At 63.2% G+C, this 13,531-nt stretch carries 16 protein-coding genes; 9 read left to right on the top strand and 7 right to left on the bottom strand.

Features of this window, described 5'->3' with window-relative positions; translation table 11 throughout:
- Positions 1 to 256: 256 nt before the first annotated feature.
- The 3 genes from OKW20_RS22855 (at position 257) to OKW20_RS22845 (ending at position 3,342) form a co-directional block, all read left to right on the top strand.
- On the top strand, positions 257 to 1,312 hold the full coding sequence (locus tag OKW20_RS22855) for a TRAP transporter substrate-binding protein (protein WP_429115045.1): 1,056 nt from the start codon (positions 257 to 259) through the stop codon (positions 1,310 to 1,312).
- A gap of 78 nt (positions 1,313 to 1,390) precedes the next feature.
- Positions 1,391 to 1,903, top strand: coding sequence for a TRAP transporter small permease (locus OKW20_RS22850; RefSeq protein WP_429115044.1), 513 nt, complete (start codon positions 1,391 to 1,393; stop codon positions 1,901 to 1,903).
- Positions 1,900 to 3,342 carry a TRAP transporter large permease gene (locus tag OKW20_RS22845; protein WP_429115043.1) on the top strand — a complete coding sequence of 481 codons (1,443 nt, stop codon included), beginning with the start codon at positions 1,900 to 1,902 and terminating at the stop codon, positions 3,340 to 3,342. The genes OKW20_RS22850 and OKW20_RS22845 overlap by 4 nt, the downstream gene beginning before the upstream one ends.
- 43 nt (positions 3,343 to 3,385) lie before the next feature.
- Here OKW20_RS22845 and OKW20_RS22840 read toward each other — a convergent pair whose 3' ends face one another.
- Genes OKW20_RS22840 through OKW20_RS22830 form a run of 3 tightly spaced genes read right to left on the bottom strand, consistent with a single transcriptional unit; the run spans position 3,386 to position 4,473 of the window.
- Positions 3,386 to 3,832 (bottom strand): MEKHLA domain-containing protein, encoded by a 447-nt coding sequence (locus OKW20_RS22840; protein WP_429115042.1) that lies wholly within the window; start codon positions 3,830 to 3,832, stop codon positions 3,386 to 3,388.
- Between the two features lie 31 nt (positions 3,833 to 3,863).
- Positions 3,864 to 4,316, bottom strand: a complete 453-nt coding sequence (locus tag OKW20_RS22835; protein ID WP_043612036.1) for a hypothetical protein — start codon at positions 4,314 to 4,316, stop codon at positions 3,864 to 3,866.
- A gap of 34 nt (positions 4,317 to 4,350) precedes the next feature.
- The gene (locus OKW20_RS22830) at positions 4,351 to 4,473 is read right to left on the bottom strand and encodes a hypothetical protein (RefSeq protein ID WP_429115041.1); all 123 of its coding nucleotides are present in this window, start codon (positions 4,471 to 4,473) and stop codon (positions 4,351 to 4,353) included.
- A gap of 18 nt (positions 4,474 to 4,491) precedes the next feature.
- On the opposite strand from OKW20_RS22830, the gene OKW20_RS22825 reads away from it, so the two are divergent.
- From OKW20_RS22825 to OKW20_RS22800, 6 genes are all read left to right on the top strand, one after another.
- Positions 4,492 to 4,731 (top strand): type II toxin-antitoxin system ParD family antitoxin, encoded by a 240-nt coding sequence (locus OKW20_RS22825; RefSeq protein ID WP_429115040.1) that lies wholly within the window; start codon positions 4,492 to 4,494, stop codon positions 4,729 to 4,731.
- Positions 4,728 to 5,057, top strand: a complete 330-nt coding sequence (locus OKW20_RS22820) for a type II toxin-antitoxin system RelE/ParE family toxin (RefSeq protein ID WP_429115039.1) — start codon at positions 4,728 to 4,730, stop codon at positions 5,055 to 5,057. The genes OKW20_RS22825 and OKW20_RS22820 overlap by 4 nt, the downstream gene beginning before the upstream one ends.
- Positions 5,058 to 5,237: 180 nt before the next feature.
- On the top strand, positions 5,238 to 6,224 hold the full coding sequence (cysP, locus tag OKW20_RS22815) for a thiosulfate ABC transporter substrate-binding protein CysP (protein ID WP_192448457.1): 987 nt from the start codon (positions 5,238 to 5,240) through the stop codon (positions 6,222 to 6,224).
- A gap of 83 nt (positions 6,225 to 6,307) precedes the next feature.
- Complete coding sequence (gene cysT, locus OKW20_RS22810) at positions 6,308 to 7,129, top strand: sulfate ABC transporter permease subunit CysT (protein ID WP_043612026.1); 822 nt, start codon at positions 6,308 to 6,310, stop codon at positions 7,127 to 7,129.
- A 2-nt stretch (positions 7,130 to 7,131) separates the two neighbouring features.
- On the top strand, positions 7,132 to 8,010 hold the full coding sequence (gene cysW, locus OKW20_RS22805; protein ID WP_429175628.1) for a sulfate ABC transporter permease subunit CysW: 879 nt from the start codon (positions 7,132 to 7,134) through the stop codon (positions 8,008 to 8,010).
- On the top strand, positions 8,007 to 9,026 hold the full coding sequence (locus tag OKW20_RS22800; protein WP_402326107.1) for a sulfate/molybdate ABC transporter ATP-binding protein: 1,020 nt from the start codon (positions 8,007 to 8,009) through the stop codon (positions 9,024 to 9,026). The genes cysW and OKW20_RS22800 overlap by 4 nt, the downstream gene beginning before the upstream one ends.
- A 93-nt stretch (positions 9,027 to 9,119) precedes the next feature.
- Here OKW20_RS22800 and OKW20_RS22795 read toward each other — a convergent pair whose 3' ends face one another.
- The 4 genes from OKW20_RS22795 to OKW20_RS22780 form a co-directional block, all read right to left on the bottom strand.
- On the bottom strand, positions 9,120 to 9,386 hold the full coding sequence (locus OKW20_RS22795; protein ID WP_043612018.1) for a DUF2277 domain-containing protein: 267 nt from the start codon (positions 9,384 to 9,386) through the stop codon (positions 9,120 to 9,122).
- Positions 9,387 to 9,507: 121 nt separating this feature from the next.
- Positions 9,508 to 10,827, bottom strand: a complete 1,320-nt coding sequence (locus tag OKW20_RS22790) for a tlde1 domain-containing protein (RefSeq protein WP_429175624.1) — start codon at positions 10,825 to 10,827, stop codon at positions 9,508 to 9,510.
- A 298-nt stretch (positions 10,828 to 11,125) separates the two neighbouring features.
- On the bottom strand, positions 11,126 to 12,475 hold the full coding sequence (locus OKW20_RS22785) for a sensor histidine kinase (RefSeq protein WP_429175622.1): 1,350 nt from the start codon (positions 12,473 to 12,475) through the stop codon (positions 11,126 to 11,128).
- A 146-nt stretch (positions 12,476 to 12,621) separates the two neighbouring features.
- Entirely contained in the window at positions 12,622 to 13,524 is a 903-nt protein-coding gene (locus OKW20_RS22780; protein WP_429175620.1) for a LysR family transcriptional regulator, read from the bottom strand.
- Positions 13,525 to 13,531 lie beyond the last annotated feature (7 nt).

The raw sequence follows: 13,531 nt of genomic DNA, 5'->3' as shown, positions 1-13,531 counted from the left end.
CTCGATCCGGCACGTTCACGAGGACGTGTCCCGGCGGTCACGTGGCGCGGCCTTGTTGCCCGATGTCGTCGCTTGACAGTCGGTTCAAAATAAACTTAACATGTTAATGGATTGAGGCTTTCCGATGAGGAGCAAAGGGAAGTTTCAAGCGACCGGGGAGATCTGCCCGCCGGATAACCTTCATGTGACGTGAAGGATCAGGCGCAGGCATGCGATGTTCGCCGCGCGTGAATATGGGGTCGACAGGGAGGAACCTATGAAACTGAACAGACGGAATTTGATGAAGTCCGGCGGCGCTATGCTTGCCGCGCCCTTCGTTCTGAAACTGGGTGTGGCGCGCGCCCAGGAAACTATCACGCTGAAACTGCACCATTTCCTGCCGCCGGCATCCAACGTTCATCAGCGGCTGTTGACGCCGTGGGCGAAATCGCTGGCAGACCAAAGCGGTGGCGCGCTGAAGGTTGACATCTTCCCGGCCATGCAGCTCGGCGGAAAGCCGCCGCAGCTCTACGATCAGGCGTCGAACGGCGTCGTCGACATCGTCTGGACCTTGCCCGGCAACACGCCTGGACGCTTCCCATCCACCGAAGTGTTCGAACTGCCGTTCGTCGCCGCCAAGGAGGCGACCGTCAACGCACAGGCCTGCCAGGAATATGGCCAGACGCATGTGCTGAAGGAAACCGGCGACACCCAGCTCCTGTGCTTCTGGGCGCACGACCAGGGCCTGATCCACACCAACAAGGAAGTGAAGTCCAGTGCGGACCTCGCCGGGCTCAAGCTTCGCAATCCCACACGCCTTGCCGGTGAGGCACTGGCGGCACTGGGTGCGACGCCGGTCGGCATGCCCATTCCGCAGGTGCCGGAAGCACTGGCCCAACGGTCGATCGACGGCTGCGTACTCCCGTGGGAAGTGGTTCCCTCGATCAAGGTGAACGAGCTCACCAAGTTCCACACCGAGATCCCGGGCTCGCCGACGCTCTATACCGCGACCTTCTTCCTGGCGATGAACAAGAGCAAGTACGAGGCATTGCCGGCCGACCTCAGGGCCGTGCTGGACGCCAACAGTGGCATGGCCTTCGCCAAGAAGGCCGGCGAGATGTGGGACAGTGTCGGCGCAGAAGTGCGCGCCGCGATCGAGGCATCCGGAGAAGGCACAATCAGCACGATCAGCGAGGACGAAAAAGCGAAGTGGGTGGAGGCGACCAGGCCCGTCCACGACAAGTGGATCGAGGACATGAAGGCTAAGGACCTCGACGGCAAGGCGCTGATCGCCGCAGCACAGGCGCTTGTCCAGAAATATTCGGGCGCCTGAGCGCACTGCCGGCCGCACTCGCCTGAACGTGGCGCCTGAACGCGCCTCTGCAAGAACCAACAGCTCGAGGCCCCAACAATGGAAGACGTAGGATACGAGGACGCGGCGAGGGTGCCGCGCCGCAGGGAAGTCGAACGCCTTGCGGCCGGTTTGGCACTCATCGGCGGCACGCTTCTTTGCCTTGCGGCGGGACTAGTCACTGTCAGCGTGCTGGGCCGCTGGCTGTTCAATCGGCCGGTGCCGGCCGATTACGAACTGGTGGAGGTGGCGGTCGGTGTCGCCGCCTTCTCCTTTCTCGCATACACGCAGGCCCGCAATGGCCACATTGCCGTCGATACCTTCACGCTGGCTCTTCCTGCACGCGTCACCCGGGTCATCGACGGCCTGTGGGACCTGCTTTTGGCCGGCTGCCTGGCGTTTTTTGCCTGGGGGCTGTTTACCGGTGGCCTGGAGGCGAGGGGATACGGGACGACCCTCATCCAGCTGCCCTGGCCGATCTGGCCGGTCTATCTGACCTGTGCCGCGCTGGCGGCGCTCGCGGCCGTCATCGGACTTTCCGTTTCCCTCTTGAAAATTGGAGGCGGCCGATGAGCGGTTTTGCCATTGCCTTCGTCGGCTTTGCGGCCATGCTGCTCTTGATCGCCATCCGGATGCCGATCGCTCTTGCCATGCTTGCGGTCGGTGCTGCCGGCTATGCCTATCTCTCCGGCCCGCATGCGCTGGTCTACTATCTGCAGACCAACACCTATAGCCAGTTTGCCAGCTACACGCTTTCGGTCATCCCGCTCTTCATCCTGATGGGCGCGCTCGCCGAGCAGTCGGGCATTGCCGCAACGCTGTTTCGCGTCGCCGAGCGGGGCTTCGGACGCTTCAAGGGCGGAATGCCGATGGCGGTCATCGCCGCCTGCACCGGGTTCGGCGCGATCTGCGGCTCGTCGGTCGCGACCACGGCGACCTTCGGACGCGCGGCGCTCCCGGAATTGCGCCGAGCCCGGGTCGATGTCGGGCTTGGCACCGGGACGATTGCCGCCGGAGGCACCCTCGGCATCCTCATTCCGCCATCCGTCATCCTGGTGGTCTATGCGATCACCGCCGAGCAGAACATCGCCAAGCTGTTTCAGGCAGCCCTGGTGCCGGGGCTATTGGCGGCCGCCTTCTACCTGATCGCGATTGCGATCGTCGTTCGGCGCAGGCCCGATCTCGCGCCGCCGGTGACGGCGACCGAGACGGTTCGAACGCCTCGTCCGTTTTGGGCGAGGCCGCTGGGGCTGGTCATTCTGGCCGGTGGCGTCATCGGTTGGCTGGTCGGCTTGCTCGGGACGGTCGGCGGGATCTTGCTGGCGATATTCGGCCTGCTGCTGCTGGCTGCGGACTTTGCGATCGTGCCGGCGGCGGCCGTCGCCGTCACGGTGGTCGGCGGCATCTATGGCGAGGTGTTCACGCCGACGGAAGGTGCCGCGGTGGGGGCTGCCGTAACACTGCTGGTCGGCCTGCTGCAAAGGACCTTGAGCCTCGGCGCCCTGAAAAACGCCCTGCTGCAAACGGCCGAAACCAGCGGAATGATCTTCCTGATCCTGCTCGGCGCGGAAGTCTTCGGCGCGTTTCTGGCGCTGACGCAGATGCCGGCGACGCTTGCCGCAATGGTCGGACAGTCGGGCCTGCCGCCCTATGTCGTCATTTGCGGAATGCTCGTCACCTACCTCGTGCTTGGCGCCGTCATGGATGAATTGGCGATGATCCTGCTGACGCTGCCGGTCTTCATTCCGATCATCCTGACGCTGGATCTGGGCATGCCGACCGAGGATGTCGCCATCTGGTTCGGCATTCTCGTCCTCATCGTCGTCGGCATCGGCCTTTCCGCTCCGCCGATCGGCCTCAACGTCTTCATCATCAACAAGCTGGCGACGGATGTCCCGATCGTGCAGACTTACCGCGGCGTCATGCCCTTCGTCATTGCCGACCTCATCCGATTGGCGATCATCACGCTGTCGCCCGGCGTCGCTTTGGCACTGGTCCGGCTTTTGAATTGAGAGGAAGCAGACGGGGGCGCACCCTCCGCCTTGGGCGGTGCGCTTACAGATCCTTCCAGCTGTGGAACATGGCGGCCTGGCCGGCATGTTCGCCGTTGGCGCGCACCAACTGCCAGACGATGGCGTTCTCGATCCAGAAGCGGCGTCCGGATTTCGCGATCCGAAGGCCGCGATAGTTATTGATGAAGCCCTTGGTGGAGACGCTGTCTAAAAGACGCTGCCGTTCCTCGCGGTTCGGCGCCTCGGCCGAGAGGCGCGACGGCATGCCGATGAACTCCTGCCAGGTGTAGCCGAAGCAGGCCTGGGCGGTTTTGTTGGCGTAGAAGAAGCGCGGGTCCTCCGACCGGTCGTGCGCCAAAAGCGCGAAGGGTGCGCTCTCGTAGAGCCAGCGGCCGTCGAACGGATGGTCGACCAGCGCCTTGCCGGTCACCTGGCGAAAGCTTGCAACGATCAGGGCGAAGGCGTCATCGGCATCATAGTCGGTTGTCATCGCCCTTCGTCTCCATGCCCGGGGGTGGGCGTCAGGCATTCAGGGACGGAATGAACTTCCCGTCATAACGCACCCGGAAATTCCGGCGTTGCGCATCTTCCTGGAAACAGACGAACACCAGTTCGAGGTCATTCGCGCTGCTACGCCTTCCAAGCAGGCTGAGGGTGATCACGACCACGCCGCCATAGGTGCGGGTCAGCGCGATCGCTGCCCTTCGAATTTCGTTGGTGCCAGCGTCGTCCCGCTCTTCGCGGCGCTCATAGACCTGCCAGAAGGGCGAAGCTTCCCAGGCCGCGCGCAGCGCTTCGGTGATCTGGTCCTTGAACTCCTCGACAGATCTGCCCTTGCTCCACGAGACGGTCTTTTCGGTGTAGTCGGCAAAAATGTCGAGATAGCCGTCATAATCGTTCGCATCGGAGAAACACCGCTCGATCATCCCGAGCGCCGTTTCATCGGAAATTCCTGCCTTGAAGTATATCGTCATCGAATCGCCAACCCTGCCGTGAACGCCTATCTAGTCAAAGCGCCAGGGATGTATCTAGTCCCCAGAATGCCAGATCGGTGGCGCCGGAATGACTTTCCGTCGCGAGCGCGAGCTTGAGATGGACCACAAAGCCGTCATCCTTGCCAAATTTTGCCATGGTCGCTAATCTTCCCCCATGAGCACGATGAACATATCCCTTCCGCAGCATCTGAAAAGCTTCGTCGATGAGCAGGTCGCCGGGCGAGGCTATGGGACGAGCAGCGAGTATATCCGGGAGTTGATCCGCCGGGATCAGGATCGGCTCAATCTGCGCCGGCTGTTGCTCGACGGCGCCGCCTCCGCGCAGGCCGAGCCTGCCGACGCCGACTATTTTGCCGGCTTGCGTGACCGGGTTGGCGGCCGACGGCCGAAGTGAGCGGCAAGCCGATCATTCCACGCGAATTGGCCCGCAACGATGTCGACGCGGCCATCGATTTTTACGCAACCGAGGCGGGGCCGGACGTCGCTCTCGGATTTATCGACGCGCTTCAGGCCGCGTACGACCTGATCGGCACCCATCCGGAGGCCGGATCGTTGCGATATGCCTACGAATTGACACTCCCCGATCTGCGCAGCATCGGGTTGAGGACATATCCCTACATCGTCTTTTACCGTCCGCAGGCCGACCATATCGACGTGTGGCGCGTGCTGCATGCCAAGCGGGACATCCCGCAATGGATGCAAGGGGCGGACGAGACCTGACGCTTCGGTCCCTGGCTGTAAGCTGTTGGTTGCCTTGAGAAAGCTGAGGCAAAAACTCCGCGATACAGGGTGGAAACGAGACGAAATTTCTAACGCTTGGCACAACCAGGGTTCGCGTTCCCTCGCGTCGCCGCACGCCCGCCGATAGGTTCTCAGGCAGCATCAACACCGGAGAATTGCATGAAACGCCTCCTCATTCTCGGCGCCACCCTTGTCGCGCATTTTGTGACCCCTGCGCTGGCACAGGAGCCGACGAAGCTTCTCAACGCCTCCTACGACGTTTCGCGCGAACTCTTCGTGGCCGAGAACGAGGCCTTCATCAAGCAGCATCCGGGCGTGACGATCGACCAGTCGCATGCCGGTACGTCGAAGCAGGCCCGCTCGATCCTTGAAGGCCTGGAAGCCGACGTCGTCACCTTCAACCAGACCACCGATATCGAGTTCCTGGCCAAGAACGGCTTTGTCTCCAAGGACTGGGCGAAGGCGTTCCCGAACAATGCCTCGCCGTTCTATTCCTTCCCGTCCTTCCTGGTGCGCAAGGGCAACCCGAAGAACATCAAGGACTGGTCCGACCTTGCCCGTGACGACGTTCACGCCGTCTTCCCCAATCCGAAGACCTCGGGCAATGCGCGCTACACCTATCTGGCGGCCTATGCCTGGGCCAAGGAGGCCTATGAGGGCGACGAGGCGAAGATCGAGGCCTACATCACCAAGATCTTCGACAACGTTCCGGTGTTCGACACCGGCGGCCGCGCCTCGACCACGACCTTCGTCGAGCGCGAAACCGGCGACGTCCTGATCACCTTCGAGGCCGAGACCCGCAGCATCGCGAAGCAGTATGGTGCCGACAAGGTTGAAGCCGTGATCCCGTCGGTCAGCCTGCTTGCTGAATTCCCGGTCGCAGTCGTCGACAAGGTTGCCGAGAAACACGGCACGCAAGCGCTCGCCAAGACCTATCTCGACTTCCTCTATACCGAGGAAGGCCAGCGCATCGCTGCTGAATTCGGCCATCGCGTTCGCAACGAGAAGGTTGCCGGCGAATTCAAGGCGCAGTTCCCGGACATTCGCCTCGTCAATGTCGACGACGTCTTTGGCGGATGGAGCAAGATCCAGTCCGAGCACTTCGCGTCCGACGGCATCCTGGACAAGCTCTACGGCAGCCGCTGATCGTTTTTTGACCTCGCAATCAATCAGCCCGGCAGACGAACCGTCTGCCGGGTTTCACCATGACATGACAAGGAAATGAACGCTTGAGACGCAATGTCCTGCCCGGGTTACGCCTGTCGCTGGGGGTGACGCTGCTCTATGTGAGCCTGATCGTCGTTCTGCCGCTGGCAGCCCTCGTGTTCAAGGCGGCGAGCCTCGGCCCTCTCGATTACTGGCAGATCGTCTCGTCGCCGCGGGCGCTCGCAAGCTATCGCGTCACCGTGACGGCCGCGCTTGGCGCGACGCTCTTCAATCTCTTCTTCGGCTTGGCGCTCGCCTGGGTCCTGGTGCGCTACCGCTTCCCGGGGCGCCGCATCGTCGATGCCATGGTCGACTTGCCGTTCGCTTTGCCGACGGCCGTTGCCGGTATTTCGCTGACCGCACTGTTCACGACCAACGGCGTGTTCGGCTCGATCCTCGAGGACTACGGCATCAAGGTCGCCTATACCCCTATCGGCATCATGATCGCCATGTGCTTCACCTCGCTGCCCTTCATCGTGCGCACTGTGCAGCCGGTGCTGGAGGATCTCGATCCGGCGCTGGAGGAGGCGGCCCAGTCGCTTGGCGGCTCGGATATCGCGATCTTCCGCAAGGTCATTCTGCCGCTCTTGACGCCGGCGCTTCTCGCCGGCGTCTCCCTGTCCTTCGCCCGCTCGCTCGGCGAGTTCGGTGCGATCATCTTCATCGCCGGCAATCAGCCGATGTCGACCGAGATCACCGCGCTGCTGATCTTCATTCGGTTGGAGGAATACGATTATCAGGCGGCGGCGGCGATCGCGTCCGTGCTGCTGCTGACGGCCTTCCTCATGCTCGCCGTGACCAACTGGCTGCAGGCGCGGGCGCTGCGCTACACGCGGAGGTCCTGACCATGCGTTTCAAAAAGACCGCACGCACGCTGCCGCGGGTCGGCGACGGCCCCTTGTTCCGCCGCGCCCTGATCGGCATCGTGCTGATCATCGGCGCGTTCCTGATCCTCGCGCCTCTGCTGATCATCGGCGTCGAGGCCTTTGCCAAGGGCTGGCTGGTCTATCGCGACACGATCCTGCATCCCGACACGCGCCATGCGATCATGCTGACCGTGCTTGCGGCGCTGATCGCCGTACCGGTCAACACCGCCTTCGGCGTGGCCGCCGCCTGGGCGATCACCAAGTTCGATTTCCGCGGCAAGGGTTTCCTGCTGGTGGTGATCGAGATCCCGTTCTCGGTTTCGCCGATCGTCGCGGGCGTTGCCTATCTCTTCGTCTACGGGCTGCAGGGCCTGTTTGGCCCGACGCTCGATGCCTATGGCATCAAGATCCTGTTTGCCATTCCCGGCATTGTGCTCGCCTCGATGTTCGTCACCGCGCCGTTTGTCGCCCGCGAACTCATTCCGCTGATGCAGGCGCAGGGGAGGGACCTCGAAGAGGCGGCCGTTTCCCTCGGCGCTTCCGGCTTTCGCACCTTCTTCTCGGTGACGTTGCCCAACATCAAATGGGCGCTGCTCTACGGCGTCGTCCTTTGCAATGCGCGCGTGATGGGCGAGTTCGGCGCGGTTTCGGTCGTGTCGGGCAACATTCGTGGCCAGACCAACACCCTGCCGCTCCATATCGAGCTGCTCTATCACGATTATCAGGCGGCGGGCGCTTTTGCGTCGGCGTCCATTCTGGCGCTCATTGCCGTCTTCACCATCATCGCCAAGGTCGCTCTGGAGCGCCAAGGGGCGGGCCGCGTCCGCCCAGTTGCCAATTCCGCGGAGAATGCATCATGAAGATCCGCCTTGACCACGTCGTCAAGACTTTCCAAACCTTCCGTGCCGTCAAGGACGTGTCGCTCGAGATCGAAAGCGGCGAGCTCGTCGCGCTGCTCGGGCCCTCCGGTTCCGGCAAGACGACGATATTGCGCATGGTTGCCGGCCTCGAATTCGCCGATGGCGGCCACATCTATTTCGGCGACCAGGATGCGACCGACATCCCGGTGCGCGATCGCGGCGTCGGCTTCGTGTTCCAGCACTACGCGCTTTTCCCGCATATGACCGTGGCCCAGAACATCGCCTTCGGCATGGAGGTGTCGAAGGTCAAGCGCGACAAGGCGGCGATCCAGGCGCGGGTCGCTGAACTGTTGCGGCTGGTTCGTCTCGAAGGGCTCGGCGAACGGTTTCCGGCGCAGATCTCCGGCGGACAGCGCCAGCGCGTCGCACTGGCCCGTGCGCTTGCCGTCGATCCCAAGGTGCTCTTGCTCGACGAGCCCTTCGGCGCGCTTGATGCCAATGTCCGGCGCGAGCTGCGGCGCTGGCTGCGCGAAATCCATACCCAGCTCGGCATCACCACGCTCTTCGTCACACACGACCAGGAAGAGGCGCTCGATCTCGCCGACCGGGTGGTGATCCTGAAGGACGGCCACATCGTCCAGCAGGGGACGCCGGAGGAGGTCTGCCGCGAGCCAAAGTCGGCCTTCGTCATGAAGTTCCTCGGCGATGCCAATATGCTGCCCGCCGAAGTGCGTGACGGTCGGGCCTATGCCGATGGCGCGGTCATCGACGCTGCAGGGATCGCCGACGGCAAGGCCGAGCTTTACGCCCGGCCGGTCGATCTCGATTGGGCGATCGGAGGCCCCGGCATCGCTGCCAACATCAGCCGGGTGATGGATCGCCCGGGCGGCCGCCGGGTGGTCGCGACGACCGAGCGTGGCGTGCCGTTGGAGTTGGACCTGGAGCCGGAGCGGGTCGTGAAGGCCGGCGACACCGGCTACGTGACGCTGCGTCGCGCAACGGTGTTTGCGATATAGAGCGTGGAAGCCGACGAGGGCGTCCGCAGCTTCTGACGCGGGCGGCGGCCAGGATTCACAGGCACGAAGGCCGCGTCCAGCCTCTTGCCGCCGTCAGGCGAAGCGAAGGGCGTTCCGCGCGCGCGCCTTGGCGGCTTCTTCCTCGCGGTTGCGTGGGGGCTGTGACGTCTCGAGTGCGTCGAGCAGTTCCTGTGCGCATGCGGCAATCGAATTGACGGCATGCTCGAACGCGGCTTCGTTCCGCTTGGACGGCTTGTTGGTTCCGCTCAGCTTGCGCACGAACTGCAGCGCAGCGTCATGCACCTCGGCGTTCGTCGCCGGCGGCTCGAAATTGAACAGGGGTTTGATGTTTCGGCACATGGCGGGCTCCCGGTCCTCTTCGTTCTCGCTCCTGTCGAGGCCCGGATCTTAGTGCCCGTTCCTCGTCAGCGAAAGACCTTTACCGCCGGCTGCCCGCAATCCGACCGTTGGCCGGCTCCGCTCAGGAGTTCCGGCCGTTCTGTGCCAGGCGCATGCCGGCCGCGCGTCCGCCGCTCGGCACCACGACGATCTGCTTGACCTTGCCCTGCTTGAAGGCGGTGAGGAACCGCGGATAGTCGGCGAAGGCGACGCAGCCATGGGATTCCGCGCGCTTGCCGCGCAGCAGGTAGCTATGCGTCAGGAAGCCGTCGCGGCCGTGCTTGTTCCTTCCGTCGACCGGCAGCATGCGGATCGCCTCGACCCCGTGGAAACGGGTTTCGCGCATCCTGAGATTATAGGTGTGCGGCGGGGTCGGTCCGGTCATCTTGACGTCGACGTAGCGCGGGTTGTCAGCCATCTTGCCGATACCGGAATGGGCCTCGAGCACGCTGCCGTCAGGCATATAGACCTTGGCAGCGGTGATGTCGTAGACGGCGACGCCGTTGCCGGCTTTCGCTCCGCCGCCAAACATGTTGCGCAGCGCCTGGCCGAAGCCGGTGCCGGCACTGTTTTCGGTCGGATCTTCCGGCCGCGCATAGGCAAGCTTCTGCTTCTTCGGCGCTTCGTCCTCGTCTGCCTTGGCGGTCTCTTCTTCCTTTTTCACCGCCGCGGCTTCCGCCTGCTTGGTCGCAGGCTTTTCGTCTTCGACAGGCGGCTTTTCCGCCTGCGCGGTGCGGGGGCGGAATTGCGGCATGGGACCAACCGAGGGCGTGTCCTCATGGCTCGGCAGGGCGGCCGTGTCTTCAGTCTCGTCCTGGTCCTGGTCCGGCTGTTCGGCGAGATCGTCCTCGGACGGCGCCGTCAACAAAGCGGAAAAGGCGCTGCCTTCCACGTGGCTCTGGGAGGGGGTGGCGTAGGCGAGTTGGACCGGGTTCTTGGCCGCGGCAACGCTGGCGATCGGCGCGAAGCGTTCCGGCGCCGGGAGGCTTACCGTGGCGATCTGACGGTGAGGCTGGGTCGCGGGAACGGGGTTGCTCGCGACTTTCTCGGACGAGAGAACAGCCTTTTTCACCGCAGCTGCGATCCGGGCACTTTTGCCGATCGTTTCCGCGTCCATCGGGAACAGGGGATCGGACGCGAACCTCGCCTCGCTGGGAGCGAGGCTTGCGACCATGATCGGCTGCGCCGCGGCGGCGGCCACGAGCCGCGTCGCCTGGTTGGTTCTGGCGTGCTTGTCCCAGACGCGCTCCTTGGTCTTCTCAGCCAAATGCAGCTGCGGCTTCGGCAGCAGGCGGCCGGAACCATGCGCGTAGGAATTGCCGATCGCGGCCATGCCGACAAGCGACCACGCAGCCGCGCCGACGAGGGCGGTGCCGCAGCAAGTGATCAGCAATGGGCGCAACAGACGGTGCAAAGACTGTGGGCGAATGATCTTACTCAACAACGCAAATCAAGCCAGAAAATCTCACAAAGGCTCTCACCCCGGCGAGCGAACGCCGCTGCGCGATTTCTGGATTGTCCCCTTCTTGACGACTGATGGACAAAAGATGGAGAAGTATGGTTAAATTTTGCTTTCCAACCGCCGAAATAGACCCCAGATCGATTTTCTTTCGTCGAAAAGGCCGATTTTGGCCGCTTTCCGGTCTGTTTTTGCGCGCACGACGTTCAAGCCCATCAGTTGAAATACCGTGGATTGCAGCTCAGATGCGCGCGCCTTGGAAGGCCAGCCGGAAGCAGGCGCCTCCGCTCGGGGCGGTCAGGATGCTCACACGGCCATTATGTCGCTCCGTGATCTGCAGAACGAGATTGAGGCCAAGACCAGCCCCGCGTTCCCGTGGCTTGAGGCGATAGAAAGCCTCAAAGACGCGCTCGCGTTCCGCCTCCGGAATGCCGGGCCCGTCGTCGCTGACTTCGATCACGCCGTCCGGCTCGACCCGCACGACGATCACGCCCTGGTTTCCCGCATGCTCGATCGCGTTCTGGACGAGATTGGTAACCGCGCGCTCGAGCGAGACCGCGTCACCCTGTATCATCGACTGCTCCGTGTTCTGCTCGAACGACAGATCGTAGCCCTCGTCGATGGCGAGCGGAGCGAGGTCCGCGGCGACGTTGCGGCAAAGCGCGACGAGGTCGACGGACGTGAACGGCCTGGCATTGGCTTCCAGCCGCTGCAGGTCAAGCAGCTGTTCGGCGAGCGCCGATATCCTCTCGCAGTCGGAGATCAGCCGGTCGCGCTCCGGCCCGGAGGCGAGCAGGTCGAGGCGGGCCTGAAGAATGGCCACAGGTGTTCGCAACTCATGGGCGGCGTCGAGGATGAAGCGCTGGTGTTGGCCGTAGGATTGATCGAGCCGGTGGAGCGCGCTGTTGATGCTGCGCACAAGCGGACGGACCTCGCTCGGAACCGCCGTTTCGGCCAGCCGGTGGCTGCGGTGCGCAATGTTGATCTCATCCGTTTCGCGGGCGAGATCGGAGATGCCCCGGATCGCCCGGTTGACGATGCGCGGCACCGCAAAGATCGTGACGAGCGCGAGCATCACCAGCATCGGCGCAACGAACAGGCGTGAGAAGGAAAGGATGAGTGAAGGTTGGCTCAGAAGCGTTCCCTGTCCGAATACGGTGAAGCTGCCTTCCTCGTTTGTCATGCGCCGGATGACGGCAAGATAATCCGATGGCGGGCCGTCGTCGCGGATGTCCGAATAGGTCATCCGGTCGAGCGCCACCGTCATGCCGCGGTAGATCTCCGGCACGTCGCCGGACTGGACGATTTCACCCCTATCGCTGCGCGCGATGAACCAGAAATGCGGTTGTTCGCGATGAACGCGCGCGAGGTCCGCGGTGTCAGCAAGTTCGAGCTTGCCGCCAACGCCCCGCTTGATCGCGCGGAATGCCGTCTCGACCGGGGTAGGACTGACGAGCGCGCCACCTTCGTCAGCGACCACGAGCAGCGTGACGAAGGACAGGCCGAACGCGAGAAGCACCGCCAACTGCAGGACCAGCAGGTGCGCGATGAGACGTTGCTTGAGAGACCGTGGCCAGAGCTTCCACACCATCCGCACCATGTTTGTTGGACCGGCTACGCCGTTCGGCTGACGCTTGTTTTGACGCGGCAAAAACCGATGCCAGTAAAACCGTGCGGAGACGATTGTAAACAGGAGGTTGCACGGACATTACGCGGACAGCTTGGGCGACCTCTACCTCAGCGCGTTGACCTGTCCCGGACCCTGGCGAAATCGACGAATGCCCTGAGTGCTGCCGGCATTTGCCGCCGGTTCGGATAATAGAGATAGAAACCGCTATAGTAGGGGCACCAGTCTTCAAGAACGCGAACCAGCTTGCCCTCGTCGATCAGCGCGCGCACCTGGTCCTCGAAGGCAAAGCCTATCCCCGCGCCGAGAAGGGCAGCGTCGACCATCATGTCCTGGTCGTCGACGATCAGGGAACCGGTCACCTCGACCTGAACTTCGACACCGCCGCGCTCGAACTCCCAGGCGTAGAGGCGTCCGCTGCCAAAGCGCAACCCGATGCAAGGCAGCGCCTTCAGATGCTCGGGCGTGGTCGGCCTTGCGTGGCGCTCAAAGAAGGACGGTGTTGCCACGATCGCGGTACGCTGGCGCGGACCGATCGGCACGGCGATCATGTCCTGCGCGACGATCTCGCCGAAGCGAACGCCGGCGTCGAAACCCTCCGACACCATGTCGACCAGATCGTTGTCGACCACGATCTCGATGTTGACCTTCGGATGACTTTCGAGAAATCGCGCGACGAGGGGCAGTAGCACCATTTTTGCCGAAGCGCGTGCCGTGTTGAACCTCAGCCGCCCGATCGGCGCCCCCCGAAAATTGTTGAGGTCGTCAAGCGCGTCCTCGATGTCGCGGAAGGCGGGCGCGACACGGGCGAGCAGAAGTTCCCCCGCTTCGGTCAGTGCGACGCTGCGGGTGGTCCGGTTGAAGAGCCGAACGTCCAGGCGCTCCTCCAGTGCTTTCAAGGCATGGCTGAGCGCGGACGGCGTGCAGCCGATCTCGTCTGCCGCACGGCGGAAGCTCTGGTGACGGGCAAGCGAAAGGAAAGGTGACAGGTCGGACGGCGATATGGTTCGCATTGATGAA

It is taken from the genome of Ensifer sp. LBL, assembly GCF_050435225.1.
GTDB lineage: Bacteria > Pseudomonadota > Alphaproteobacteria > Rhizobiales > Rhizobiaceae > Ensifer.
The sequence above is the reverse complement of the archived record's forward strand: the minus strand, read 5'-3'. Positions and strand labels throughout refer to the sequence as shown.